The organism is Halorarius halobius, from assembly GCF_024298865.1.
Classification (GTDB): Archaea; Halobacteriota; Halobacteria; order Halobacteriales; family Haloarculaceae; genus Halorarius; species Halorarius halobius.
In genome coordinates this window covers 622,495-648,796 of sequence record NZ_CP101161.1, presented here as the reverse complement: position 1 = coordinate 648,796, position 26,302 = coordinate 622,495, and the positions used below count along the sequence as shown (strand labels likewise).

Annotated in this window: 26 protein-coding genes; 7 read left to right on the top strand and 19 right to left on the bottom strand. The window is 66.6% G+C overall.

Annotation, left to right across the window (positions count from 1 at the left end; genetic code table 11):
* Entirely contained in the window at positions 1 to 435 is a 435-nt protein-coding gene (locus tag NL112_RS03350) for an Hsp20/alpha crystallin family protein (RefSeq protein WP_255151219.1), read from the top strand.
* Here NL112_RS03350 and NL112_RS03345 read toward each other — a convergent pair.
* Together NL112_RS03345 and NL112_RS03340 are read right to left on the bottom strand one after the other, a co-directional pair.
* Entirely contained in the window at positions 428 to 1,147 is a 720-nt protein-coding gene (locus NL112_RS03345) for a YqjF family protein (RefSeq protein WP_255151218.1), read from the bottom strand. The two genes, NL112_RS03350 and NL112_RS03345, sit on opposite strands and share 8 nt — an antisense overlap.
* A 249-nt stretch (positions 1,148 to 1,396) precedes the next feature.
* Entirely contained in the window at positions 1,397 to 3,217 is a 1,821-nt protein-coding gene (locus NL112_RS03340; protein ID WP_255151217.1) for a transposase, read from the bottom strand.
* Positions 3,218 to 3,570: 353 nt separating this feature from the next.
* Here NL112_RS03340 and NL112_RS03335 point away from each other — a divergent pair, with 353 nt between their 5' ends.
* Complete coding sequence (locus NL112_RS03335) at positions 3,571 to 4,821, top strand: hypothetical protein (RefSeq protein WP_255151216.1); 1,251 nt, start codon at positions 3,571 to 3,573, stop codon at positions 4,819 to 4,821.
* Positions 4,822 to 5,002: 181 nt separating this feature from the next.
* Here the strand turns inward: NL112_RS03335 and NL112_RS03330 are convergent, their stop codons facing one another.
* From NL112_RS03330 to recJ, 8 genes are all read right to left on the bottom strand, one after another.
* Positions 5,003 to 5,371 (bottom strand): phytoene desaturase family protein, encoded by a 369-nt coding sequence (locus NL112_RS03330; protein WP_255151215.1) that lies wholly within the window; start codon positions 5,369 to 5,371, stop codon positions 5,003 to 5,005.
* Positions 5,372 to 5,803: 432 nt separating this feature from the next.
* Entirely contained in the window at positions 5,804 to 6,346 is a 543-nt protein-coding gene (locus NL112_RS03325; RefSeq protein WP_255151214.1) for a hypothetical protein, read from the bottom strand.
* Positions 6,347 to 7,101: 755 nt separating this feature from the next.
* The gene (locus NL112_RS03320; RefSeq protein WP_255151213.1) at positions 7,102 to 8,112 is read right to left on the bottom strand and encodes a hypothetical protein; all 1,011 of its coding nucleotides are present in this window, start codon (positions 8,110 to 8,112) and stop codon (positions 7,102 to 7,104) included.
* Positions 8,112 to 10,739, bottom strand: a complete 2,628-nt coding sequence (locus NL112_RS03315; protein WP_255151212.1) for a hypothetical protein — start codon at positions 10,737 to 10,739, stop codon at positions 8,112 to 8,114. The genes NL112_RS03320 and NL112_RS03315 overlap by 1 nt, the downstream gene beginning before the upstream one ends.
* Positions 10,740 to 11,003: 264 nt before the next feature.
* Positions 11,004 to 11,753, bottom strand: coding sequence for a crotonase/enoyl-CoA hydratase family protein (locus NL112_RS03310; RefSeq protein ID WP_255151211.1), 750 nt, complete (start codon positions 11,751 to 11,753; stop codon positions 11,004 to 11,006).
* Positions 11,754 to 11,936: 183 nt separating this feature from the next.
* On the bottom strand, positions 11,937 to 13,418 hold the full coding sequence (locus tag NL112_RS03305; RefSeq protein ID WP_255151210.1) for an SLC13 family permease: 1,482 nt from the start codon (positions 13,416 to 13,418) through the stop codon (positions 11,937 to 11,939).
* Positions 13,419 to 13,577: 159 nt separating this feature from the next.
* Positions 13,578 to 13,817, bottom strand: a complete 240-nt coding sequence (locus NL112_RS03300; protein WP_255151209.1) for a hypothetical protein — start codon at positions 13,815 to 13,817, stop codon at positions 13,578 to 13,580.
* Between the two features lie 30 nt (positions 13,818 to 13,847).
* Complete coding sequence (recJ, locus tag NL112_RS03295) at positions 13,848 to 15,263, bottom strand: RecJ family nuclease (protein ID WP_255151208.1); 1,416 nt, start codon at positions 15,261 to 15,263, stop codon at positions 13,848 to 13,850.
* A 134-nt stretch (positions 15,264 to 15,397) separates the two neighbouring features.
* Between recJ and NL112_RS03290 the strand changes: the two genes are divergently transcribed.
* Entirely contained in the window at positions 15,398 to 16,603 is a 1,206-nt protein-coding gene (locus NL112_RS03290) for an inorganic phosphate transporter (protein ID WP_255151207.1), read from the top strand.
* Here the strand turns inward: NL112_RS03290 and NL112_RS03285 are convergent.
* Entirely contained in the window at positions 16,600 to 17,970 is a 1,371-nt protein-coding gene (locus NL112_RS03285) for a hemolysin family protein (protein ID WP_255151206.1), read from the bottom strand. The two genes, NL112_RS03290 and NL112_RS03285, sit on opposite strands and share 4 nt — an antisense overlap.
* Before the next feature lie 117 nt (positions 17,971 to 18,087).
* Here NL112_RS03285 and NL112_RS03280 point away from each other — a divergent pair, with 117 nt between their 5' ends.
* Genes NL112_RS03280 through NL112_RS03270 form a run of 3 tightly spaced genes read left to right on the top strand, consistent with a single transcriptional unit; the run spans position 18,088 to position 19,507 of the window.
* Positions 18,088 to 18,387, top strand: coding sequence for a glutaredoxin family protein (locus NL112_RS03280; protein WP_255151205.1), 300 nt, complete (start codon positions 18,088 to 18,090; stop codon positions 18,385 to 18,387).
* Positions 18,388 to 18,909 carry a redoxin domain-containing protein gene (locus NL112_RS03275; RefSeq protein ID WP_255151204.1) on the top strand — a complete coding sequence of 174 codons (522 nt, stop codon included), beginning with the start codon at positions 18,388 to 18,390 and terminating at the stop codon, positions 18,907 to 18,909.
* A gap of 1 nt (position 18,910) precedes the next feature.
* Entirely contained in the window at positions 18,911 to 19,507 is a 597-nt protein-coding gene (locus NL112_RS03270) for an L-threonylcarbamoyladenylate synthase (RefSeq protein WP_255151203.1), read from the top strand.
* Here NL112_RS03270 and NL112_RS03265 read toward each other — a convergent pair.
* The 4 genes from NL112_RS03265 to NL112_RS03250 form a co-directional block, all read right to left on the bottom strand.
* Positions 19,487 to 20,134, bottom strand: a complete 648-nt coding sequence (locus NL112_RS03265; protein WP_255151202.1) for a hypothetical protein — start codon at positions 20,132 to 20,134, stop codon at positions 19,487 to 19,489. The two genes, NL112_RS03270 and NL112_RS03265, sit on opposite strands and share 21 nt — an antisense overlap.
* Before the next feature lie 39 nt (positions 20,135 to 20,173).
* Positions 20,174 to 20,719 (bottom strand): plastocyanin/azurin family copper-binding protein, encoded by a 546-nt coding sequence (locus NL112_RS03260; RefSeq protein ID WP_255151201.1) that lies wholly within the window; start codon positions 20,717 to 20,719, stop codon positions 20,174 to 20,176.
* Positions 20,720 to 20,789: 70 nt separating this feature from the next.
* On the bottom strand, positions 20,790 to 21,092 hold the full coding sequence (locus NL112_RS03255; protein ID WP_255151200.1) for a DUF8036 family membrane protein: 303 nt from the start codon (positions 21,090 to 21,092) through the stop codon (positions 20,790 to 20,792).
* Between the two features lie 55 nt (positions 21,093 to 21,147).
* Positions 21,148 to 21,423 carry a winged helix-turn-helix domain-containing protein gene (locus NL112_RS03250; protein ID WP_255151199.1) on the bottom strand — a complete coding sequence of 92 codons (276 nt, stop codon included), beginning with the start codon at positions 21,421 to 21,423 and terminating at the stop codon, positions 21,148 to 21,150.
* Positions 21,424 to 21,640: 217 nt separating this feature from the next.
* Here NL112_RS03250 and NL112_RS03245 point away from each other — a divergent pair, with 217 nt between their 5' ends.
* The gene (locus NL112_RS03245) at positions 21,641 to 21,961 is read left to right on the top strand and encodes a DUF7344 domain-containing protein (RefSeq protein ID WP_255151198.1); all 321 of its coding nucleotides are present in this window, start codon (positions 21,641 to 21,643) and stop codon (positions 21,959 to 21,961) included.
* 2 nt (positions 21,962 to 21,963) lie between these two features.
* Here the strand turns inward: NL112_RS03245 and NL112_RS03240 are convergent, their stop codons facing one another.
* From NL112_RS03240 to NL112_RS03225, 4 genes are all read right to left on the bottom strand, one after another.
* Positions 21,964 to 24,168, bottom strand: coding sequence for a heterodisulfide reductase-related iron-sulfur binding cluster (locus NL112_RS03240; RefSeq protein ID WP_255151197.1), 2,205 nt, complete (start codon positions 24,166 to 24,168; stop codon positions 21,964 to 21,966).
* 104 nt (positions 24,169 to 24,272) lie between these two features.
* Entirely contained in the window at positions 24,273 to 24,977 is a 705-nt protein-coding gene (locus NL112_RS03235) for an energy-coupling factor transporter transmembrane component T family protein (protein WP_255151196.1), read from the bottom strand.
* Positions 24,971 to 25,669 carry an energy-coupling factor ABC transporter ATP-binding protein gene (locus tag NL112_RS03230; protein WP_255151195.1) on the bottom strand — a complete coding sequence of 233 codons (699 nt, stop codon included), beginning with the start codon at positions 25,667 to 25,669 and terminating at the stop codon, positions 24,971 to 24,973. The genes NL112_RS03235 and NL112_RS03230 overlap by 7 nt, the downstream gene beginning before the upstream one ends.
* Positions 25,666 to 26,256 carry a biotin transporter BioY gene (locus NL112_RS03225; RefSeq protein WP_255151194.1) on the bottom strand — a complete coding sequence of 197 codons (591 nt, stop codon included), beginning with the start codon at positions 26,254 to 26,256 and terminating at the stop codon, positions 25,666 to 25,668. The genes NL112_RS03230 and NL112_RS03225 overlap by 4 nt, the downstream gene beginning before the upstream one ends.
* Between the last annotated feature and the right edge of the window lie 46 nt (positions 26,257 to 26,302).

The following is a 26,302-nucleotide window of genomic DNA, read 5'->3' as shown; positions in this document are numbered from 1 at the left end:
ATGTCGAGCAACCCGTTCGACCAGCCGCTCAGGCCCGAACGACAGCCCGGACAGGGTGTCCCTCAGGGCGTCCCCCAGCAGACGTCCGAGCAGTTCCTCGGAGGGTCGTCGGTGCCGGCCGCGGTGCCGGCTATCGACGTCGTCAACGGCTCCGAGGACATCTCGGTGTACGTCGACCTCCCGGGCTACGCCGCGGAGGAGATCGACGTCCGGGGCGACGAGACGGCGCTCGTCGTCTCCGCACAGCGGATGGTCGAGTTCGACGACACGAGCAGCGTCCTCGTCCACGAGCGGCCGGCCCGCATCGAGCGGCATATCCAGTTGCCGGCGCCCGTCGACATCGACAAGGCCGAGGCCGACTACGACGAGGGCGTCTGCACCATCTCGCTGCCGAAAGCCGCCGCCGAACGCTACAAACGCATCGACCTCAGGTAGCGTTCCCGTCCCGCTTTTTTCGCGACGACCGCTTGCTCCGGGAGGCGACCACGTCGAGTCCCGGGCTGTAGTAGTAGACGGGGTCGGCGTCCGGCCGCGCGAACCCATGAGCCGACAGCAGGCTGTTCACCTCGACGTCGGCCGCCGCCGGGTACAGCGTCCAGGAGTCGTGCTCGACATCGGTGTACCGCATCGACCCGTCCTGTGTCTCGGTGTAGAACCGGTAGCGCTCGGCGAGGAACTCGCCGAACGGGTCCTCGGGCGCGGCGAACGGCTCGCCGGTCGGCCAGTAGGTCGCATCGTAGCGGGCGGGGCGGGCCCCCGGATGTAGCCGCCGGCTCTCGAACCGCACCCGGCCGTCGGTCGTCTCCAGCGAGATGCGGGCGTAGTAGTACGGGAGGTGGTGGAACAGCCGCGCGCCGACGACGCTTGCCACGCCCTGTGCGTCGAGGCTGAAGAAGTAGACGCTCGGGACGCCGTCGCGGGTCACGTACGTCCGGACGTTGAGTTCGGGCAGGCGGATACCGAGCGCCTCGGGCACGCCCTTCGGCCGCACGGCGACGTTGGTGAACGGCACGACCGAGAGCCACGCCGACCCGTCGTACGTGTCGGGGTCGAGTTCCGTCGGGAGGTGCGCGTCCATCACCGCCGGGTCGACCGGCCAGTTCTCGAACAGCAGATGCCGCCAGCCCATCTCCAGCGGGACGACCATGCGACCGCTTGGGAACCGACAGGAAAGTCGGTTCGGGTCCGACCGGGTTGACGGCTGGATGATGAGACTTTGTGCTGGAACGCACGACGTTTTGGCCGTCCAAGCCCGTTAGTACGAGAACTATCTGGACGAAAACTTCTGACTAGTAACCTATTAGTGACCAATCCTTCCTCAAGTACGCCAGTACCGACGGGTGAGAACAGCGCTTCCGCTCTCGACGCCACGTATCGGCCGGGAGTCTCCCTCGGATTAGCCGATGCCGGTCTCTTGGCGAAGCGCGTCGATTACCTGTACCGCAGGCACGACCGGCCCGGCGGCAACGTCATACGCCTCGCGGAGAATGCAATCGACGAGCTTCCAGACGTTGTACAACAGACACGCGAACGCGAAGTTGAAATAGCGGAGGGCGTGACTCGTTGACGTCGTCGGGACCACGAACGGCTTCACGCTCTTGTACGCATTCTCGATCTCCCACCGCTGTCGATACCGTCGAACGAGTCGCCGAACCGCTTGCCGGAGGGCCGCCGCATCGGCCGTCTCCGTCGGTACGTCGGCGTTCGTTTCGAACACCAGATACGAGTCCGCCGCTGGTTCGTCGTCCTCGTCGTCCCCAAGGAGATCCGTCCCGAGGTGGTGGAACGCCGCCTGCTCGCGCTCGTCTGGCCCCACGTCGACATCGAGCGTCTCACCGAGGTCATTCCATAACTGCTGCCGGGCATCGGGCTCGTACGCAGTTACGTCGACGCTGCCGTCGCTGTCCGACCCCTCGGTCCGAAGATACAGCGTCTTGCGCGTCGGGCCAGCCGGCGTGGCTTCCTCTTCGACGTGAACCTCGCGGCCGGCTTGGGTGAGCCGCTGTTCGGTCGCCTGTTCGGACGTGTGCTTGCGTGTCGGCGTCAGATACTGGACTCCCTGGGCTTCACACGCTTGTTTCACCGCGTCGCCATCGAACTCTCGATCTGCGAGCACCACCTCGATGGCGACGTGGTCGACCGCCGACTCGAGCAGGTCGGCGACGATCTCCGCACGGGCATCGCCGCGCCGAACGGGTCGGACATCGAGGATGAGCGGGCAAGCCGCATCGACGATCTGAATCGTCGCCCAGTGGTACGCGTACTCGTCGGTGGGGGCTTTCGTACCGAGCACGTCCGCGTCGAGGCCCTCACGGTCGCCGTAGAACGGCGTGCCCGTCGTGATGTCGATTGCGACGGTCACCTCCCGGTCGAGTCGCCCCTCGCTGCGTGCGTCTGCGACGAGGCGGCCAACCGCGTCCTGTACCATTGCGCGATAGTCGCTGCTCGCCTGCTTGCGGAGTTGCGCGCGATGGTTGTGGCCGAGCGGCGTGACGCCGTCCGCGTGGTGGGCCTGAAGTTGCGCGCCCGCGTTGATGTAGCGACTGTCGTGGAGTCCGACAGCCGTCTGTAATCGCCAGAACGCCGCCTCGGGAATCGTCGCGTTGGCCGCACGATCAAGTTCGAGCGCGTCGAAAACCGTCTCTTGCGTGGCGTCGGCCACTCGTTCAGCGTCGTTGATAACCGGCGACGCAGCACCGAGGCGGCCGTCTCGATGGGGGCCGTCGTCGTGTTCAGGTTCGTCGCTCTGGGCCGGTCCTGGGAGCTCGAGGTCGTGGTCGCGGCCGACGGCTGCGACCGCAGCGCCCGCAGTTCGAATCGCCCCCCGAAGGTCGGCGTCGAAGCGAGTGTTCCAGGTGCGCCAGAGCGTCGATTGATCTGGAATCGTCTCGAAGCCGAGTCGCCCTGCGAGATACGGGTCAGTGCGGAGCCGACGGCGGAGTGCAGTCTCGGTCGACATCCCGAGGGCGTGTTTGCCGATGAACGCCCGCACCATCGCGGCGAGCGGATACGACGCGTGCCAGTGGGGATACTCGTCAGTAATCGTATCGGGAACTGGAATCGCCTCGAGAATCGTCGCCAGGTCGGTCGCTGACTCCGTGGAACTGGTGGCGCGGGCGGCCGCAGCTGCGCGGGGAGGGAGCGCCGCAGTGGCGGTCGCATCGCTGGCCGTCGCAGATGGCAGCCGGTCGGGAGAGGGAGCGGGAGGCGGCGACACGGGAACGGTTCATGGATATCGGTCTGTCTTTCGGTATATAAACTATCACATGGGACTCCTAGCTAGAGCTGTATTGCCGGGTCGGTCGGGTCGCTCCTACTCACCGTTCCCACCTCCCCCGCGGCATTCTGCCTCCCATTGAGACAGGCGACTGTTCCGAGTTCCCGGCCACGTCGTATCCCCGACGAGATAGAAGCCGTCGACGCCGACGTTGGGAGCCAGGAGTGGTGGCTCTGTCTGCGGACTCGTGTACCGGGCGCGACTAGAGCCGATGGTGACGCACCTCCTGAAAGCCGATCCTACTCGGAGTACGTCACGAGTAGCCTTGGTCGCTGCCGTGGTGGTAGTGACCGATGGCCCTGGTCTCCCGGACGCTCGAAATCGTTCTCTGTATCACGCTGGTCACAGCAGCTGGGGGAATGGCGCTCGGGCACCCAGTCGCCCCCCACGCAGCGGCGAGCACCGAGCCGTCTCCCGCCCCGTCCGTCCCGACAGCGAACGACACGTCATCGTATCCGCCTGGGACGTCGGCAACCGGGATTCACAACGCGACCCGCCTCGTGCAGGCTCACGAGGCCACGCTCGCCAGAACATCGTACAGGAGCCGCGCAACGTACGAACACGTCGCTCGCGCGGCCGATACCGGTACAGGCGGGAACCTCACGGTTCGAGAGTACGTCGTGACCGTCGAGCGCGATCTTCAGGCCGCGGAGGTGTCGATTGCCGGGGCGATTGACAGCAACGTCTACTGGTTCACCCAGGACGCCACGATGGCCAACGTCAGTTCGCGGCAGTACGGCCCGGAGTCGCTGTATCAGTACGAGACCGGTCCCGGGAGCTATCTCACGGAGTTGCGCCCCACCATGGTCAACTTCTCGTCGGGCCTGCTGGAGTCGTATCTGCGCGACCTCGAGTGGGAGCTGTTGAGTTCGGTTCCGGCCGGCGACCGGACGTTGTACGTGTACGGCTCGACAGGCATCGACGAGGGCGTCGAGCCCAACATCGGGGACACGCCAGTCGTCGCTTCGACCCGGGGTATCTCCGCGACGCTCGTCGTCAGCGACCGGGGCGTCGTCCGGGCGTTCACGGCTAGTGAGTTCCATATCTATCGAAACGAGACGGTGACGTTTCGCCAGTCGTATGCGGTCGAGGGGCTCGGCGAGACGGACGCCACGGCCCCGGCGTGGACCACTGACAAACTGGCACAGTTCGGCGTCTCGCGCACGGCCAACGGGTCCACCATCGCACTCAGGCATCGCGGCGGGGTGGTCGCCACGACCCCCGGCGTGTTCCTCTACACCGACACGGCGGGCTATCAGACGACCGTCAACGCCACGGTCGCACCTGGTGAGACCATATATCTGTATCTAACACGCAATGCCAGTTCGAACGTCACGCTCCGGGCGAGCACCGACCTATCGGCGGTGAATCGCTCGATTGTGGCGCTGCCCGAGGGGAGACTGTCGGTGAGTGCCTACCGGTATATCCATCGCTCGTCGGACACAGGCATCGTGGCCGAAGTCACGATCCACGGTCCCGGAGCGTCCCAGAGGGATTATAACCGAACTACGTCCGGGGCTTCGGTTCCGCTAGCTGGTGGGTAAACGAGTCCAGTATCGCTGTCACTTGATCTACCATCGTGGACGTACGAGGTACGCGCCTGTATTCAACACGGCCGTGCCAGAGTATCCGCGGCTGAGGATTTCGACAGAGCCTTTCAAGGATATAGACGGGTACACCGGAATCCGGGCTAACGTTGAGTCGCCGGATTGGTCGGGGTCGCTCCTACTCTCCGTCCAAGACCGATTCGGCGGCGATCCGGCTGCCTTTGATACAGGCGACCGTTCCGAGCCCTGGCCACGTTGTATCCCCGGCGAGATAGAAGCCGTCGATGCCGATGTCGTGGGGGACCGCGTGCTGGTTCGTGTTCGAGAGCGTCTGGCGGTAGCCGCCGATTGCGCCCCGGGGCCGGTTCGTGAACGCCTCGTACGTCACGGGCGTCCCGATCTCGTACACCGCTGGATCGGTCGCTAACTCGGGATAGACTGTCCGAGCGCCTTCGATCAATCGGCGACCGAGTTCGGTCTTCTGTTGCTCGTAGGGTTCGTCGTCGAGGCCGTGCCAGGCGTCGACGTCGCAGTGCGTCGAGAGCATGACCGCCCGATATCCCTCGATTCCGCTGCTTCCAATCGGTCCTACTTTCTCGGGACCAGCTGTGCGCGGTCCTTTCATCGTCGCATCGAGATAGTTCTGCGACCCATCGTAGTCAACGACGGTTCGGAATGGATTGGTGGGCTCGTCGGGCGCTCCTTCGAGCGTGACCGGTGCTACTCCGCCCGGAGTCGTCTGGTCTGCTGGATCTGTCATCTGGACCGGGGGGTTCGAGACCGTCTTGTCGTCCGGTGTGTCGAAGGAGATCTCGATGGCGGAGTTGATTCGCCAGGCTGGAAATGGATTTTCACTGGCAGTGTACTCTTCCAGGGTCTCAAGGAAGTATCGCTAATCGCATCGGAAACCGAGACGGGTGACCAGGGGAATGCGGTCGACACGCGGAGTGGGATACAGACGTTCTATCGGTTACGGCAGTTATCCCGGTGGTTCGCAGTTGTATCCGGTGTCAGCCCCGTATGGACGCATCGTCACGTCGACAAACACGAGATCGTCATCGCAATGGGCAGTCACCAAGGCTACAACTCGGTTATCACGGTAGATGATAACGATAACTGTTGAATCATCTTTAAATTCGTCAATGGAACTCTGGTTCTCCTCATCGGGACTAAGGGTATAATTTCTGTAAAAACGGGACTGATATTGGGGTAATTCAATTGCTGTCACGAACCCATAGTCGCCGTCGAGTTGGTAATTACTGAGCCCTGGCCCCGGTGACGCTCTATCAATCTCGCCTCCTCTCTTCCGGATAATCACCTCCCTATTGTTTAATTCACTATCAACCACCCACACTTCGAATGTATGGGTAACGTTCGCTGAATTATTGACCGAAAGTGTAACTGGACCCTCTTGGCCAGCTGGTCTATCCGATGTGAGGGGTGAACACCCGGAGAGAACGATAAGTACCCCCAGACAGAGCGCAGAGAAAACGTGCTTCAATTCGGCTGTCCCGTCGTCCATAATCGCGGTTCAGGGAGCACCGTCATCAATAGCCGCCGCATATCGACTCGCACGGTACAACGACTGATGACAACCCCCGGAAGGGTCGACGGAATCTGAGTGAGTAGCCAACCTGCGGTTGTTCCGTCCGAGATCGGACCAGTCTGGGAATGAAATCGTTCGAAATAGAGGATGGAGTCACCGCTACCGGCACCCGTACGAGCCGTATGCGTCACCGTATTGACTCGGGCGAGTGTAAACTCCAACTCCAACCAAGGCCCGACCGCCACAATTTGCACTCACCCACCAGCCGCTTATATTCGGGTCCTGATAGAGGACTACAACAACAGCCGCATTTCGATTAAACTCCGAAATAGTGCTCCGGTTTTCTTCTCCCGGTTTGAGTATTGTTCGCCCGTGAAGGCGCGCTGATTCGGGCATCTCAACTTTCGTCCACGGATGTGGGCCAGAGGATGTCGTAGCTATTCCTTGATCAATCGACCAGTTCGCAGTAAGTCCGTCACTCCGTTGTGTTGTTACTGTCGCCGGGAGTTCAACCACCCAGACCTCGAAGGTTTGTGTCTCGTTCGCCGAATTATTGATAACAATAGAAACAGGACGGTCTTGAGTAGCCCCTTCATCGAACTGGAGGGCAGCACACCCGGCGATAAGAAGGAGACTAACACAGAGGATTAGACGGGTACGCATATGGATTAGTCCATCTGGGTATGAATAGTAATTTAGCGATTAATCAATCTAATCTTCATCTACACCTACTACACTGAAGTGGGGAACAGTGGATTCGTTTCTTCCCTTTCAACGGAACGTGCAGAGATGGACGTCCCACTTTTTCTATGAACCATCACCGGATGTGGCGGTGCCCCATTTCTAAACGTATCCTCGTAAAGCCATGAACCATACCGGTCAAACGGCGTAAATGGAGTGAAACCTGCCTCTGACGCAAACTGGTCAAATGCGACTTGCTGCGTGAGATCTCCCTGAGTGACCCACTCTTCCCCCTCATCAAACTCGTTTTGATCTTCCAATGTTCCCCCCACATATAGCGCATGGGCAGGATACATGCTCGCGTCCCAAACCCGAACGAGCGTCGTCCCGTCGGCCATGAAGACGAAGTCGAGGAAAGAGTAAAACGTCGGGACGAACAACATAAAATCGGCTATTATCTTTGGAATGTTCGCACCTGGAGCAATAGATGCCAGTGTCCTCCCATCCGCTTTGAGCTGTTCGAGATAAGGATCACTCCCACCGAGGATGATCGACGCTCTGTACCCTTCGACCCCTTCAATCGGCCCCACTTTCTCGGGGCCGGCAGTCAGCGGACCTTTCACGGTCGCCTGTTGATAGTTCTTCGAACCGTCGTAGTCAACGACAGTTCGGAATGGATTGGTGGGCTCATCGGGCGCTCCTTCGAGCGTGACCGGTGCTACCCCGCCCGGAGTCGTCTGGTCTTCCGGATCTGTCATCTGGACCTGCGGGTTCGAGACCGTCTTGTCGTCCGGTGTATCGAAGGAGATCTCGATAGCTGAGTTGATTCGCCAATCTGGAAATGGATTTTCACTGGAGGTGTACTCTTCGAGCGTCTTCGTTCCGGTAGCATCAGTAAGACTTTGCTCTCGGACGGTATCGAAGTCGCCGTGGAACCACTCGTCGAATAACCACGGAATAGCGCTGCTTCGTAATCCTCCGTTGACGCTATCCGGCGGGTCGTTCTCGTCGTACCCCAAAATGGTCGTGACGACGTTCGCCGTTTCCGTCTTGTTGGGCATTACTGTGACACCTCCCAGACGAACGTGTCGCCGTCGCACGTTTCGCGTATATTCCCGTTTTGTAAGACCTCCGCATAATATGCTACTGTGCCGCCATTACTGAACTCGTAATACCCATCCTGCCTCGTTGCGTTCTGAGAAGTGATTACCTGATCAGTCATCGGCCCATATGCTCGCTCCATATCTCGTTGTTTTCTTGCCCACCTTGCGTTCGTTACCAGATTCCTCTCCCTCGTCAGTCGGATGTTATCGACATACACAACACCGTTGTAATCGAACGACTTCGATGGCGGGTGGTCGGTCGGATACCAGACGATTTCCAGTCGCTTGGGTGAGTTCAACTTGGTCGTACTCAATCCACTCATATCCCACCCAAGGCGGCCACCATACCGTTGGTCTACGTTCATGGTGGGTGAATGCTCGATCCCGCCTGGATTGGAGTAGTGGTACTCGAACCGGAACTTCACCGGGGAATCCGAGTTTTCCACGGATGCAGGCAACACATCTGCTACCAGATACGGCGTGCTGGTGAGATCTGCCTGCTGGATATATTCCTCGTTCCGAATGGCTGGCTCCGGATCGCTATCGATACGCACCTTCAATACGTCGTTGCCCTGCGTCACTGCCGCTGGCTGTTCGTCGACACTCATCCGGCTAAACTGTACGCTACTGTCAGAGGACCACCCATCGAGGCCGCCCTCGAACTCACCGAGCAAACTCGTCTCTTTGATACAGACATAGTCGAAATACCCGCTGGCGCCATTCCCTACGTGAGCGTTGTAGCCGACCGTGCCGGTCTGCCACGTCCGGTCGTCGGCGACCGACACCTGGCCGAGTTGGGTCTCGGTGGTGTCGTACAGTGTGAAGATGTGTGTGCCGTCGGTGCGCCAGTCCACCTCCAGTTCGTACCACGTATCGGGCGAGAGCCCCAGTCCCGTCTGTTCGGCCAGCGTCGTGATCGTCCCCTGGACCTTCTTCCGGATGCGGATTGTCCCCGTGCTGACGTCGACGTACGCGTAGTAGCGGTTCTCGAAGTCCTGGACGCCGTAGGTGAGCACGAGCGAGCCGTCGATGTCGGAGCTCGCCCGCACCCAGCCGCCGAACACGTCGCCCGCCGCTGGCTCGTACGGCAACTCCGCCGTTCCGTTGAGATGGCAGTGTGCGCCGCTGAGTTCCAAGGCTTGGCCGCCGGTCCGGGTCGGGCTCGACACCAGCGTCGCCGCCGACTCGTTGTTGTTCTCGAACGTGTAGTCCTCCGTGAGGTCGGTGTCTTCGAAGTCGTCGATGACGTGCGGGAACGACGCTGGCGTCGCTTCGGTCGTGAGGTAATCGTAGTAGACGGCTTCGCCCGACCCGAGGTAGGCGTCGAAGCCGACGTGGCCCCAGTCCCACGTCGTATCTGTCGCGCTCACCTGCGCGAGCTGTGTCCCCGACTGATCGAACAGCGTCGCGGTATGCACGCCGCCCTCACTCCACTCGAGTTCGACATCGTACCACGTGTCCGCCGCGAGTGGACTCGAGGTGGTCGTGACGTCCAGATCCGTCGAGGAGCCGCCCTCGTACCGCTGGAGTTCGAACCCGTCGTCGGCGAACGCGACGCGGACGAAGTAGCGATTCCCGTGGTCTTGGACGCCATACGTGAAATGCGTGAGGTTTGCGCCACCGGTCGCCCGGACGCGATACGTAATCGAGTCCCCCTGTGCGAGCGTCAGGGCCTCCGGCGTGCTGATCATCTCGACGGTGGTGCCGGCCAGTTCGAGTGCATTCGACTCGTGATAGACGGGGGAGGCGACCACGGACGCCCCCGTACTTCCCGTGTCGAACGTGTAGTCGTCACCGAGCGTGCCGGTTTCGAAGTCCTCGAAGATAGCCGTCTGCGAGGGCGGTTCGGCAAGGGCGGTCTGGCCGACGTAATCGAAGTAGGCGGGTGTCCCGCCGCCCCCGTAGAATCCGACCGTGCCGCCCGTGTGCGTGGTGTCAGTCACCTCGGTCGTGGCAGCGAGTTCCGTGTTCGAACTATCGTACAGGACGGCCGTCAGGGTGTCCGTATCGAGGTCGATAGCGAGCCGATACTCTGTTCCTTCGTTAATCGTCACGGACGCGGATGCGAGGGTGGTGCCGCTGCCCCCGGCTCGGCGTCCGAGATACAGCGTATCGGTGTCGGCATCTGCCGCCGCGTAGTAGCAGTCGGCCCAGGGATTCGAGGGGCTCTGCGCGCTGACGAGGAGGCCGGGGTTGCCGGCGCTGCCGCTACCCGCCATAATTCGACAGCGGTACTCGTAGCCGCGGGGCGTCGTCGCCGATTCGTGGGCGATCTTGCCGTACGTTTGGGTTGCTTCGAGCGTCTGGGCCCCCTCGAGTGTGGTCGTGCCCTGGACCGTGTAGCGGCTCGTGTGGCCGCTGTACTCGCTGAGATCCCCGTCTTCGAAATCGTCGAGCACCGTGTCGACGGCGGCCGCCGGCTGGGTCAACCCGGCTGCGAGACCACCGCTACCGAGACCTATTCCGGCGCTGGCTGCCCCGAGCGTCCGCATATATGCCCGGCGGTCGAGTCGCGGCCGGTCGGTCTCGGCGTCTGTCGTCGTATCGGTCCCCCTCGGTCCACCCCGATTTATATTGTTAGTCATTCCTTACCACACGATGACTCACCCTCAAATGGTCTTATATTAACATTTCGGCATGAATGGTCAACGTCGTGTTGTCTCGCTAATAAGATAGCACCTGTCCAACCGACGATGGAGAAGCTACAAGTTCAGTTGTAGGTCGTGCATATGCATCGGATAGTCGCAACGTCTGTTGACGGCAGTTCTGTATCGTGGCATGTGATTTATCGCCGTCGCGTGGCGCCACCGCGGTCGAGCGCCGAACGCCGCCGAGAAAGCGCCGCGTCGTTACTCCTCGCGCTCGATTCCCTCGCCACCGCGCCCCTCGCCGCCGGCGAATCGGTCGGCGCCCGCCTCGGCCGTGCGGAGCGCGCGCGACCCGTGCCAGCCTTCGAGGCCGAGGCCCTGCTGGAGCGGCGTGCCAACCCCGTCGTAGACGGCCGCGCGGTCGGTCAGCACCGTCTCCTGGGGGAACTCGGCGATGCGCTCGCCCAACTCGACGGCCGCCTCGCGGGCCTCGCCCGCGTCGACGACACGGGTCGCGAGCCCCCACCGCTCGGCCGTCTCGGCGTCGACGGCGCGGCCGGTGAGTATCATGTCGAGCGCGCGACCCAGTCCCACGACCCGGGGGAGCCGCTGGGTGCCGCCGTCGACCAGCGGGACGCCGAACCGGCGCTCGAAACAGCCGAACTCGGCCGTCTCGCTCGCCACGCGGATGTCACACCACAGCGCCATCTCCAGGCCGCCCGCGACACACGGCCCTTCGACGGCGGCGATAGTGGGTTTCGAGACCCGCTCTCGGGTGAATCCGAGCCACCCCTCCGGGGAGTCGTTCAGGTCCATCGCCTTCAGGTCCGCGCCCGCCGAGAAGGTGCCCTCGCTCCCGGTCAGCACGCCGACGGCGGCGTCGCCCTCCTCGAAGCGGGTCCACGCGTCGAGCAGTGCGTCGGCCGTCTCGCTGTCGATGGCGTTGCGGCGCTCCGGTCGGTCGACCGTGACGACGGCCACCGGCCCCTCGCGGTCGTAGTGGACGCTCATGCCCGGGAGTGCCGTCCCTCGGGCTTAAATCCGGTGCGTGGCCGCGTCGTCGGCCGATTCCGCGGGAGGGGCGGCGTTCGGGGCTTGTCAGGGATGAATCACATATCACGATACAGAATCGTGGAGTAGGAGCCGGCCTTCGACCACGTGGACACCGGATTCTGTGGGTCGAGGCGGCCGAAATCAGCCGAACGAGAGCACGAACCGGAACAGCAGGTACAGCGACCCGCTGGCGACGAGCGCCATGGCGGCATCGAGCACGACGCCCGCCCGGAGCATGTCGTCACGCTCGACGTGGCCGGTGCCGAACGCGATGGCGTTGGGCGGCGTCGCCACGGGGAGCGCGAACCCGAAGGAGGCGGCGACGGCGCCGACCACCGCGAGAAACGCCGCCGCGCCGTCGCCGGTGGTTCCGAGTGCCGTGGCGTAGCGGGGGCCGACGCCGACGAGGATGGGGGCGAGCACGGCCGCTGTCGCGGTGTTCGAGGCGAGTTCCGACAGCGCGACGACGCCGACCACGAGGCCGAAGACGAGCACCGCGACGGGGATGTCCCCGACGGTTTCGACCGCGGCGGTCGCCAGGTACGCGACCGCGCCCGAGCGGTCGAGCGCGTCCGCGAGCGCGATGCCACCGCCGAGCAGAAGTAGCGTCCCCCAGTCGATGTCTGTCACCTCGTCCCACTCGACGGCGCCGAGCGCGAACAGCGCACCGACGCCGAGCAAGCCGACGACGACGTAGTGGAGCAGACCGCGCCCGCCGAACAGCGCCGCGTGGACGTCCGTCGGGAGCTGGCCCCGGACCAGGAAGCCGAGGCCACCCACCAACCACAGGACGGCGGTCGCCGCGACGACGGCCACCGTCACCCGGGCGTCGCGGTCGAGGCCGCCGGCCGACGCCAGCCCCTCGGTCGCGGTGCGGCGCGCACGGGCCACGTCCACTTCGCCAGGCGGGAACAGCCACAGCAGCAGGAGCCACGCGACCGGCAGGCCGACGGCGACGACCGGCAGACCGATTGCGAGCCACTCGGCGAACCCGACGTGGATGCCCGCCTCCGCCAGCGCCGCGACGACGATGGCGTTGGGCGGCGTGCCGATGAGCGTGCCGACGCCGCCGATGCTGGCGGCGTACGCCGTCCCCAGCAGCAGCGCCCGCTCGAAGTTCGGCCGCTCGTTCCCGTTCGGCGCTCCGCCGTCGGTTCCGACGGCCCCCGCTCGGGCGACGCTGACGGCCACCGGCACCATCATCGCCGTCGTCGCGGAGTTCGACAGCAACATCGACAGCCCCGCGGTCGTCACCATCACCGCCAGAAGCAGGCGCCGGGGCGAGGTACCGAGCGACCGGACCACGAGGAACGCGACCCGGCGGTCGACGCCGTGGCGTTCGAGCGCCGCCGCCAGCACGAACCCCGCGAACAGCAGGAAGACGACGGGGTCGGCCATCGGCGCGAACGCCGCGGAGAGCGTCGGCTGGGCGCCCGTCACCGCCGCCAGCGGCGGGACGAGCGCCGCCGTCACGGGGAGGGGGAGCGCGCCCGTTATCCAGCACCCGGCGGCGAACGCCGCCACGGCGAGCGCGGCCCGCGCCGCGGGCGACAGCCCCGAGACGGGGACGACGCCGACCAGCGCCGCCGACAGCACGCTCCCGGCGAGCGCGGCGCGTCTCACGACGTGGCGCCTCCGTCGCGGTCCATGGCCGAGTCCCCACCGTGGGCGGGCAAAGACCTGTCGCCGCGGCCCCACGTAACACCCCACCGTTTCCGATGAAACGCCACCGCAGGAACGCGGTTCGGGCCCCGGCGATTCAGTTCCGCCGCGGTGCCACCGTCACTGCTCGTCGGCCGAGTCGACCGGGCCGTCGTGGTCCAACAGGTCGGCGTCGTCGGGGTCTAGCCGCCCCTCCGAGTGCTGGTCGAGAAAGTAGAGGTAGTCGCCGTCGAGTATCTCCAGGTCCGTGGGGTGGCGCCGCTCGACGTGGCGACGGAACGCGAGGAGCGTGTCGTCGCCGCGCTCGCTCTCGGGGAACGTCGCGCCACACTCAACGCACTCGAACACGCGGGGGTCCATGTTCGGGGTAGGGCCCGAAACGAGAAGGCTCTATCCCAGTTGCTCGCCGACGATGCGGTCGGCCGCCTCGACGAACGCCGCCTCCGTGCCGGCGGGGATAGTCGCGCCCGCGGCGATGTCGTGGCCGCCGCCCTTTCCGCCGACCTCGGCGCTCGCCTCGCTCATCACCGCCGAGAGGTCGAGCCCCTGCCGGACGAGGCTTCCCGTCCCTCGTGAGGACACCTTCGTCTCCTCGGGGGTGTCCTCCGCGAACGCGATGACGGGTTTGGAGCGGTCGACGCCGTCGGCGCCCATCGACATCCCCGCGATGATGCCGACGATGGTCTCGCGTATCTCGCTCCCGGCGTCGAACCACTGGAGGTTGTCCTCGTGGGTGACGCCGTGGCGCTTCACCCACTGGAGCCCCTCCGAGAGGTTGCGCCGGTGCTGGCGGAGCAGGCCGCGGGCGGTGTCGAGCGCCGCCCCGCGGTCGCCGAGACAGACGGCGAGGCCCACGTCCTCGCGCTCGTAGCGGGCCGTCGCGTTCAGAAGCGTCGAGAACTCCGAGGCGTCCCGCAGTTCCGTCCCCGACGGCTCATCCAGCAGGGTGTAGGTGGTGCCGACGAGGCGGTCTATCTTGCGGGCGGGGACGCCCCGCTTGACGGCGTGTTGCACCAGCGCGCTTGCCACCGTCTGTCGCTCGTCGTCGGTGAGGTCGACCCACCGCTTCCAGTCGCCCTCGTCGTCCCTCGTCTCGACGTCGAGGTCCTCGAGGAAGGAGATGGCTCCCGACTGGGAGTTGGAGATGCCCGGCACGAACACGTCCGTCGCGTACTCCAGTAGCTTGGGGAGCGGGCGCGTCTGCTTGCCGTAGACGGCGAGGTCCTTCCCCTCCGCGAGCACGCCCGCCTCGACGCCCTCCGCGACGATGGCGGCGTTGGCGCCGTGGAGTTCGCCCGAGGAGTCCTGCATGTCCCCGACCGCGCCGACGACCGTGGTGGCCGCGAGGTCCCGGTTGTCCTCGCCCAGCGCCCGCGCGAGGACGTAGGCGGCGCCTGCCCCCGACAGCTCCTTCGCGCCGTCGATGCCGACGAGCAAGGGGTTGAGGTGGTACTCCGTGTCGGCGCCCTCGACCGGCTGGTGGTGGTCGGCGACGACTGGCGTGAACGCGCCGCGCTCCTCGTGGCGGGCGATGTCGTCCAGTTGGCCGGAGCCGAAGTCCGTGAACAGCACGACGTCGTACTCGCGGGCCGCGATGCCGGCGACGGCGTCGGCGTCGAGCTGTTTCTGGAACGTCTGCTCGTGGGCGATGCCCGCGCGTTCGAGCGCGGCGCTGGCGACGGCGGCGCTGGTGAGGCCGTCGGCGTCGATGTGGGAGGCGACCAGCACCTCGTCGGCCGCCCGGAGCCGGTCGGCACAGGCCGCGGCGCGGTCGGCCAGTTCGGGGACGGGCGGGCTCGTCGTCATGCGGGCCACCTCGGCGGAGCCGCGTCGGCGAACGAGGTCATCACAGCGGGACTGGGGCGGTTTCGGATATAAACGTCCGGCCGCCGGCCCCGGTGTCTCGGGGTTATAAACGAGGGCCGCGATAACAGTCGTGTATGGTAGCCACGGGGACGGTGGTCACGCTGGTCGTCGCCGGGGTCGCGTCGCTGTTCATGGCGTGGGCCATCGGGGCCGGCTCCTCGGGGTCGACGCCGTTCGCGCCGGCGGTCGGCGCCAACGCCATCAGCGTGATGCGGGCCGGCTTCGTCGTCGGCCTGCTCGGACTGGGTGGCGCGTTCCTGCAGGGGGCGAACGTCACCGAGGCGGTCGGCACCGAACTGCTCGTGGGCGCGCCGCTGACGCCGACGGCGGCCATCGTCGGCCTGCTGACGGCCGCGGTGCTCGTCGCTGTCGGCGTGTTCGCGGGCTACCCCATCGCCACGGCGTTCACCGTCACCGGCGCCGTCGTCGGCGCGGGGCTGGCGCTCGGCCGGGCGCCAGCGTGGGCGAAGTACCAGGAGATAGCGACGCTGTGGCTGCTCGTCCCGTTCGTCGGTGGCGGCGTCGCGTTCGCCACCGCGAAACTCCTCCGCGACGAGCGGGTGCCCGAACCCGTCGCGGTACCACTGCTCGGGGGGCTCGTCGGACTGGTGCTCGCCAACGTCGAGTTCGTCCTGCTGGGACCGTCGGGGGGCGCGCTCGGTATCGCCGCCGCCATCACCCGGGCGCTCGTCGGCGGCACGGTCACGCCGCGAACGCTGTTCGCGGGCAAGGCGGCCGTCACGCTCCTGCTTGGCGGGGCCATCGCCGCCGCCTTGCGGTGGGACCTCACGAACGACCCCGCCGCCGGCCAGCGCCACTTCCTGCTGGCGCTGGGGGGGCTGGTCGCCTTCTCGGCCGGCGGCTCGCAGGTGGGGCTGGCGCTCGGTCCGCTGCTCCCGCTTCTGGGTCCCGAGACGGTGGCGGTGCCGCTGCCGGCACTCCTGCTCGCCGGCGGTCTGGGCCTGCTGGCGGGGTCGTGGACCGGCGCGCCCCGGATGATAAAGGCGCTCTCGCAGGACTACTCGTCGCTGGGCCCCCGGCGGTCCATCGCGGCGCTCATCCCCTCGTTTCTCATCGCCCAGTCGGCGGTGTTCTTCGGCGTACCCGTCTCGTTCAACGAGATAATCGTCTCGGCCATCATCGGGTCGGGGTACGCGGCCGGCGGCGCCGGCGTCTCGCGGAAGAAGATGGGGTACACGGTGCTGGCGTGGGTGGGGTCGCTCGCGCTCGCCTTCGCCGTCGCCTACGGCGGGTTTCTCGCCGTCTCGGCGGTGCTTTAGTCCTCGATTTCGACCGTCTCGTCGAGTTCGGGCTCCGGCTCCTCCTCCCGGTCGAGACGGGTGACCCGCGCCTTCATGATGCGGGTGTTCTCGACCTCCTCGACGCGTATCTCGACGCCGTCGAACGCGATGAGTTCCCCCTCCTCGACGAGTCGGCCGGCGCGGTTGAAGATGAAGCCGGCGATGGTCTCGAACTCCTCGCCCTCCGGGAGGTCGATGTCGAGCGTCTCGTTGACCTCCTCGATGTTCACCTCGCCGCGCACGATGGCGGTGTCGCTGTCGACGAACTCGATGGGCTCCTCCTCCTCGCCTTCGAGGATTTCGCCGACGATTTCCTCGGTGAGGTCCTCCATCGTCACCAGCCCCTCGGTGGTGCCGAACTCGTCGATGACGATGACCATATGCATCCGGTTCGAGCGCATCTCGGCGAGCAGTTCGTCGACGTTCTTCGACTCGGGAACGTGGAGCGTCGGCTGGATGAGGTCCGCGAGTTCCAGTTCCTCGCCCTCGCCGTAGTTCATGTCCCGCACGAGGTCGCGGATGTGGACGACGCCGGTGATGTTGTCGAGGCCGCCCTCGTAGACGGGGAGCCGTGCGTGGCCCGACTGGATGCAGGTCTCGATGGCCTCCTCGATGGAGGCGTCCATCGGGATGGCGTCCATGTCGAGCCGCGGCGTCATCACCTCCTTGGCGATGGTGTTGTTGAACCGGAAGATGCGCTGGAACATCTCGCGTTCGTCCTCCTCGATGACCCCCTCGCGTTCGCCCGTCTCGATGATGTCACGTATCTCGTCGCGGGTGACGTAGGAGGTCTCGATGGCCGAGCGGCCGCCGGTCACCTTGTTGACGACGCGGGTCAGGTAGTCGAAGACGACGACCAGCGGAAGCAGGAGATACTCCGCGAGCTTCAGCGGCCGGGAGACGCTGAGCGCCCACGACTCGGTGTTCTCGACGGCGTAGCTCTTGGGCGCGGACTCGCCGAACAGCAACACCAGGGCGGTGATGCCGAACGTCGCCGCGAGCACCGCCTGGCCCCGCGAGAGGAAGTAGCCGAGCAGACCCGTCGCGATAGAGGACATCGCGATGTTGACGATGTTGTTGCCGACGAGGATGGTGACGAGCAGGCGGTGGGGGTCGTCGCGGAGCTCCTTCAGCGCGCTCGCGCCCGGCTTCCCCTCGTCGGCCAGCGATTCGACCCGGTGGCTCGCCAGCGAGAACATCGCTATCTCCGACGACGAGAAGAACGCCGAGAGGACGATGAGCACGACGATGATCGCCACTCCGACCCCGATGAACACCCCCTCGCTGATGCTGGCACCGAACACCGATACCTGCGCGGGGGCAAGCAGAGACGTGGCTGCGCCCATTTTTCAGACTGCCGTGAGTTGTCCGGGGAGGGGATTAAGACTTGTCATAAGTGCGGGTTCCCGCGGGCGGTGTCCGCGGGCGACACGCTTAGGGGACGAACGGCCCTATCCGGTCGCATGTCCGACGACACGGCCATCACGCTCTACCGGCTCCAGGGCTGTCCGTTCTGCGAGCGGGTCGTACGGGTCCTGCAGGACAACGACGTACCGTACCGGTCCCGGTTCGTGGAGGCGCGCCACTCCCGACGCGACGCGGTCAAGCGGCTGACCGGCGCCCGCACCGTCCCGGCGCTCGTCGACGAATCGACCGGCGTCACGATGTCCGAGAGCGCCAACATCGTCGACTACGTCGAGGCGACGTACGGCCAGCGGGAACAGGAGTCGGTTCGCGCCGACGGTGCGGGAGGTGACGCCTGAATGGAGCTGGGGTTCGACGTCGTCGAGTTCGAGGCGTCCGACCACGTCGCCGCGGGCGAGACCGCGCCCGACTTCACCCGGCCGCTCGCAACCGACGAGTTCTGGGAGGACCGGTCGCTGTCGGAGCTCGCGGCCGACGACCCGGTCGTGCTCGTCTTCCACCCGATGGACGGCGACTTCCCGGCGACGTACATCTGGCAGGAGATTCGCGACCGCGAGTGGGTCGACGACTGGGACGCCCACGTAGTCGGCCTCTCCATCTCGACGCCGTACGAGCACGAGGAGTTCCTGCGCGAGTGGCGCGACTTCGAGGCGTTCCGGCTGTTCTCGGACCCCTCGAACGAGGTCGCCGAGCAGTACGGCATCGTCCACGACCTCGACGGGATGACGGGTATCGCGGAGCCGAAGCCCGCCGTCTACGTCGTCGACACCGACATGACGGTCCGGTGGGCGTGGGTCGCCGAGGAGTGGCCCGACTTCCCGCCGTACGACGCCGTCGAGGAGGCCGTCGACGACCTGTAGCATGGACGAGGAGACGCTCGACCGCGCCGCCGAGGCCATCCGGGACGGCGGGCTCGTCGTCTACCCGACCGAGACGGTGTACGGGCTCGGCGCGGACGTCACGAACCGCCACGCCGTCGAGCGCGTGTTCGAGGCGAAGCGGCGCGACCGCTCGAAGCCGGTGTCGCTGGCCGTCGACTCCGTCGCCGCCGCCCGCGGCGTGACCAGCCCCACCGAGCGCGAACTCGAGTTCATGCGCGAGTTCCTCCCCGGCCCGGTCACGGTTGTCGTGGAGCGCGGTCCCGGCGTGCCGGACGTCCTCACCGGCGGCCGCGACCGCGTCGGCGTCCGCATCCCGGACCACGAGGTGGCGCTGGCGCTGCTTGAGCGGCTCGCCCTCCCGATAACGGCGACGAGCGCGAACGTCTCCGGCCGCGGGAGTGCCCGCCGGGTCGCCGACCTCGACCCGGAGATACGCGATGCGGCCGCGGTCGTGGTCGACGGGGGCGAGACGCCGGGGGGCGGCTCGACCGTCGTGGACGTCGAGGCCGGCGAGATACACCGGCGCGGCCCGCTCGCGGACGACATCGAGGCGTGGCTACAGCAGCGACCTGAGTGACCGGGTCGTCACGCCGCACTCCTCGCGGTACTCGCAGGGGTCACACCGCGCGTCGTCCGAGAGGCGGGCCGGCGGCCCGTCGATGGCGTCGGCGCGGGTGACCGCCTCCCGGTAGATGGCCTTCCGCCGCGTCGACAGCGGGAGTTTGCGGACGACGCCGTGGGCCGGGTACTCGACGTAGGCGTGGCCCACTTCGACCTCTTCCTCCCACGACAGCGCCTTCGCGGCCGCGACGGCCCGTGCCGTCTGTGGTCGCCACGCGCCCTCGTCGGGCGGGTCGCCCGCCGAGACGACGGAGACGGCGAGCGGGTCCTCGAGCACCTTGTGGGCGATGCCGCGCGCCTCTCGGCCTTCGAGCAGGACGTTCGTCCGCGGGGGGTTCGCGAGTGCGTCCCACGCGTCAAGCCGCTCGCGGGCACACGCGAGGTTCGTCCGGTACTGGGTCGGCGTGACCGCGATGGGCTCCCTCGAGAGGTCGTCGTCGGGGTCCCGGAGCTCCGGGTAGCGGAAGGCGAGGCTCCGCCGCTCGCGGACCGTCTCGGGCACCGTGTGGTCGCCCTCGCGGAGCCGGTAGTACAGTTTCCGGGGACAGTACGCGGCGGTGGCGAGGTCGCTGAACGCGTGCATCGGGGGCCGTGGCCGCGTTCCGGTACTTGAACTCTCGGTTCAGTAGTCGCCGCCGTAGCCGCCCCCACCGTCGTCCCCGTCGGTCGGGGTGGGTGAGTCGGTCGGCATCGTGGTCGCGGTGTCCGACGCCATCGCGTCGTCGCCGACCACCACCGAGCCGACCATCCCCGCGCCGCGGTGCGGGACGCAGTAGTAGTCGTACCGGCCCGCCACGTCGAACGTGTGGGTGTGGGTGAAGCCGGCGCTCTCCGTCGACTGGCCCGTGGCCTCCCAGTTCGCTCCTTCGGGCTGGGAGTCGACGGTGACGGTGTGGCCGCCGGAGTCCCACCGGAACCGGACCGTCGCGCCCACCTCGACCTCGAGGGTCTCGGGGTCGAAGACGAGCGAGCCGTCCGGGCCGACGACCACCGTCGCGTCGGCGGCCGGCGTTCCCGCGTCGGTGCTCGTCGGGGTCGACGTTTCGGTTGCCGTCGCCGACTCGGTCGGTGATTCGGTGTCCGCCTGCCCGCCCGGGCCGCCCGTACAGCCAGCGAGGCCGACCGTCAGCGCCACGCCGCCGAGGAACGTGCGTCGTGAGGGTGCCATGCGAGACGGTGGCACGGACGGCCGTATCAGCGTTTTCCGAACTGCGTCCAAAGTTCGTCCCACCTCCCGGCTACTGCCAGGTGATGTACGCGAGGAACGCTAACGCGACGAGTTCGAGACCACACAGCAGGGTCATCCCGGCTTGCACCTCGACCGTAGTCTCCGTGAACCAGCCGATGAACGCCGGGTGGACGAGATAGAAGTAGAGCCACAGCGCGTTCTCCACGAGGAGGAAGGCCGCGACGACAAGCATCGCCAGCGTGTGCTGTGCCCCGTGGCGTCGGTAGCCCTGGAGCCAGACCCACCCCAACCCCAGCAGCAGTAGCACGTTCACGGCCGCGGCGACGCGGGCCGCGTCGAGCCAGAGGCTCATCGGTTCACCCCTTCGCAGTTCGCCCGTATAGGTCGTTTCCAAATTTCGTCCGAACTCATAGCACGGTCCCCAGTATCTCCTCGAGCGTCTCGCGGTTCGCCTCCGCCTGCTCGGTCAGCAGGTAGACGGCGCCGTAGTCGTCGCCCGCGCGCCGAACGACGCCGTTGTCCAGCAACACGTCGAGGTGGTGCCGGATGGTCGTGTAGTCGTAGCCCAGTGCCTCGGCCAGTTGGTTGGCGTTCCGCGGCCGCTCGTCGAGCGCCCGGACGAGTTCGGCCCGCGTGGGCCCGCCCCGGGAACTCGCCAGCACGTACCAGAGAACGCCCTCCATCTGCTCGCTACTGTTCGGGCGGAGACTAAAAACCGTGCCCGCGCTCGCACCCGACGGGGTGGTCGCCCCTCCCAGCCAGGGCTTACTCGGCGCGTCCACCCGGCACGCGCCGGTCGTTGCCGGTCACGGTCGGGTCGCGGCGTCTCGGATGATAAACCGGCGGGTAAGCCGGTCGTACACGGTACGTTGATACCGCTCGGGGTGGCGTGACGGATACATGAGCGAGGTGGACGCCGGGTTCCGCGCGCTGGCACACGGCCGCCGACGAACTGTGGTTCGGTTCGTCGTCGACCACCGGACCGTATCGCTCCCCGACCTGGCCGAACACGTCGCCGAACGGGAACTGGACGCGGACCGTACGGCGGTCCCGGACGAACTGGTGCGGGACGTCTACTTCTCGCTGTATCACACCCACGTCCCCGTGCTGGAGGAGGTGGGCCTCATCGACTACAGCCAACAGCGGGACCTCGTGCGGGCCGCAGGGGGCGCGACCGCGGTCCTGCGGGCCGTGCGCGACGAGGTGGAGGAACTCCTGTAAGGTCAGTCGTCGGCGGGTGCGGCACCCGTATCCGCGGCGCCGACCGCCGGCCCGCCGTTCGATTCCAGCGCCTCGACGATGAGTTCCGCCACGTCGACGATCTCGATTTCCTCCTCGAAGCCGCCGGTCTTGCGGCCGTCCTCGTACATCGTCATGCACATCGGGCAGGCGACGACGAACTTCTCGACGGCGTCGCCCGCGTCGGTGTCCTCCAGCGCCTCGCGAAGGCGCTCCTCGCTGGGTTTTTCCTCCTCGTCGAGCTCCATCCAGAGCCCGCCGCCGCCGCCGCCACAGCAGTAGGAGTTGGCGCGGTTGCGCGGCATCTCGTGGAGGTCACAGCCGGTCGCACGCACCAGTTCGCGGGGCGCTTCGTACTCGTCGTTGAACCGGCCGAGGTGGCAGGGGTCGTGGTAGGTGACGGTGTAGTCGAGTTCCGTCCCCGAGAGCCCGAGTGCGCCGTCGTTCACGAGTTCCTCGACGGCCTGCGTCCAGTGGAGCACGTCCACCTCGCCGTCCTGGTTCCAGGCCTCCTCGATTTCGAACGGCATCATGGGGTCGTCCGCGAACTCCTCGAAGTCGACCTCCGGATACTCGTTCTTGAACGTGTTGTACGAGTGGGGGTCGGTGCAGACGATGTTGTCGAACTCGCACTCTTCGAACGACTCGACGTGGTGGCCCGCCAGTTCCACGAACAGGAACTCCTCGCCGACCCGGCGGATGTCGTTGCCGTCGTACTTCTCGTCGTCGAACAGGATGCCGAAGCTCACGTCGGCGTGCTGGAGTATCTTCGCCAGCGACCGCGCGACCTTCTTGTTCCGGTCGTCGTAGCTGGGGTAGTCGCCGACGTACCAGAGGTAGTCGACCGACTCATCGCGGGCGTCCGTGATGTCGAACTCGAGTTCGTCCGCCCAGTTGGCGCGCTTGCGCTGGGGGTCGCCGAACGTGTTGCCCTTCTGCATCACGTTCTGGAACACCTCCTGGATGGGCGCCTGCAGGTCGCCCTGGTCGGTGAGTTGGCGGTTCATCCGCGTGAAGCTCTTGAGGTGCTCGATTTCGACCGGGCAGGCGTCCATGCAGGCCATGCAGGCCATGCAGGACTCCATCGTCTCGGCGGCGATGACGGAGTCGCCGCCGTCGGCGATTATCTCCTTGGTCTCGCCGCCGGCGTCGACCTGTTCGCGGTACTGCTTCAGGTCGAGGATGACGTCGCGCGGGTCGAGGTTGCGCCCGGAGGCGTTGGCGGGACAGACCGACGAACAGCGGCCGCATTTCGTGCAGGCGTCCTGGTCGAGCATCTCCTTCCACGAGAAGGAGTCGATGGACTCCGCGCCCGTGTCGGCGTCGAGATCCGCGGGGACGCCGGGCAGGCGCTGGCCGGCCTTCTCGTCACGGGTGACGACGTTCGCAAAGGAGGAGATCATGTGGAACGGCTTCGCGTACGGGATGGCCGCGATGAACACGAACGCCAGCAGTGCGTGGCTCCACCACGCCAGCGGGTACAGCGCGGTGGCGGCCTCGGGGGTGAGGCCGGCCGCGAGCAACACGTCGGCGACGAACCAGCCGACGAACGAGACGGTCTCGAACTCGGGGAAGCCGGTCCCGAGGATGCGCATCCCCTCGACGAGGTAGCCGCCGACGCCGAGCAGGAACAGCGACCACACGAGGAAGGCGTCCTCCCAGTTGGTGTGCTTGCCGTGGAGCCGCTCGTTGCGGGTGACGTACCGGCGGTACAGTGCGATGCCGAGCCCGACGACGAACAGGAAGCCGAGCGCGTCCATCACCAGCGAGTACGAGAGGTAGAAGTCACCCACGAAGAACGACTGTCGCTCGCCCGTCAGAAGCATCGTGAGATTCCGGTAGATGTCGATGTCGAATCCGATGATGGCGGTCCCGATGAGCAGGGTGAAGAACCCCCACATGATGAACGCGTGCATCACCCCTCCGACGAGGTCGCGGTTGAACTGTTTCTCGTTCGATGCGACGATTTTCGCGGCGTCGACGACCCGGCCCGGCAGGTCGTCGAGGCGGTCGAACCAGTCGTCGTCGCCCTCGGCGTAGCGGGCGAACCGGCTGTACACCCCGTAGAAGAAGACGACGATGGTCACGGCCGCGAGGTAGTAGAAGGTGACCTCGCCGGTCGGCGTGATCTGCCAGAACGTCTCCCGGGTGATCGTTTCGCCCGCTTGCAGGGGCGGCGTCACAGGCATAGTCACGCAAGGGGACGTGACGCGCTTAAATCTTCTTACCCGCAGATGCAATCCTTGCGAAATACGGCGGTTTCAGCGTCTGAGGCCGTGTTTTGCCGGTGGAGTTATACCAGCGCGAACGCGGCCAGCGCGCCCCCGGCGGCGACCCCCCACCAGTCGGCCCGCGAGAATCGGAGGTCCGGGAGCGTCGGGTTCCACGCGAGACACCGGGCCTGCAGGGCGAGCGCGAAGGTGTCGGCTCGCGAGAGCGCGCGGTTCAGGCCGCCGACGGCGACCTGTCGCATCCGTTCGTGGACCGGCCGGCGGTCGCCCAGGCGGGCCGCCGACGCCTGCCGAATCCGCCCCAGGTCGTCGCGCAACACGGGGAGGAAGCGGAACACGAAGCCGACGCCGAGGCCGAGAAACTGGCCCGGTTTCCCGGGGACGCTCCGCTGGATGGCGGCCCGCGACTCCCGGGCGGGGGTCGTGTGGACGTAGAAGGCGCTCACGACGAGCACGAGCAGGACGCGATAGGAGGCCAGTGCGGTCGCCAGCGTCGCCTCGATTCGGAGCCAGGGCGGACCGAGCGTCGCCCCCGCGACGAGCGGGGCCGCAAGCAGGATGGGGAGCGCGTAGCGGTAGCCGTACGCGACCCGCCAGGGCCGGAGTCGGGCGGCCGCCAGCAGGCCGACGGCGACGGCGGTCAGCACCGCCAGTCCTCGGGGGGTGGTGTGGGCGAACGCGGCCGCGACGAACGCCGCCTGCACGAACAGTTTCGTTCGGGGGTCGAGCCGGTGGGCCGGCGAGTCGCCCGGCGTGTATCTCAGCACGGCCGGACGCCCAGCGCGTCGAGTTCGCCGGCGGCGTCGTCGGGCGGCGCGTCGAGCGCCACCTGTCCGTCGTTCATCACGACCACGCGGTCCGCGACCGCCAGGTGGTCGCGCAGGTCGTGGGTGACGACGACGACGCCCGTGCCCGCCTCCGCGAGGTCGGTCAGCCGTTCCATGACGGACTGACGGGCGGGCCAGTCGAGGCCGGCGAACGGTTCGTCGAGGACGAGGTGGTCGGGTTCCATCGCCAGCGCGCCCGCGATGGCGACACGCGCCTGCTCGCCGCCCGAGAGTTCGTCGATGCGCTCCTCGCGCCGGTCGGCCATGTTGACCGCCGACAGCGCCGCCGTGACCCGGCGGTCGATTTCGTCGTGCGCGAGCCCCAGGTTCTCGGGGCCGAACGCCACGTCGCCGCCGACCGTCGCGGCGACGAACCCGTCGCGGGGGTCCTGAAACACCATCCCGACGCTGGTGCGGGCGGCGACGAGGTCCTCCTGCACCCGGGTGTCGTCGACCAGCACCTCGCCGGAGTCGGGGTCGAGCAGGCCGTTGAAGTGGCGGACGAGCGTCGTCTTGCCGGCGCCGTTCGGCCCCGCGAGCACGACGTACTCGTCGTCGTCGATGGCCAGCGAGACGCCGTCCACGGCGACGGTGTCGCCGCGCCGATGGACGAGGTCCCGCGTCGCTATCATTCGGCCGTGATGGCGTCCGAGCGGACGATGCCGAGCGCGGCGGCCATCTTCAGCGCCTCCGCGGGCAGGAACACGACGGCGCCGGCGACGACGGCCCGCAAGAGCGTCCACTCGGGCGACGACCGCAGGACGAGATACAGCTGTGCGGTGCCGAGCGCGTAGATGACGACGGTGCCGACGGCCATCCCGGCGACGAGCCGACCGACGCCCACGTCGCGGAAGGAGCCGAGTTCCCGGCCGTGGACGACGTAGCCGATGGCCGCGGCGGCGATGGGGTACGACAGCAGGTAGCCGCCGCTCGCGCCGAACAGCGTGCCGAGGCCGGCGGTGCCGCCGGCGAACACCGGCGCGCCGACGACGCCCGCCAGCAGGTACAGCACCATCGCCACCCCGCCCCACACCGGGCCGAGCATGATGCCCGCGAGGAACACGCCGAGCACCTGCAGGGTGACCGGCGCCGGCGACAGCGGGTACGGGAACGAGACGAACGCGAACGCACCCATCAGCGCGGCGAACACCGCCGTCCGGGCGAGGTTCCACGCCACCTCTTGCCCGACGAGGTCGACGTTCCGCGTCTCCGTGCTCATCGCTCACCCTCCTGCGCCGTGTCAGTACCGAGCATACGCCGTGGTT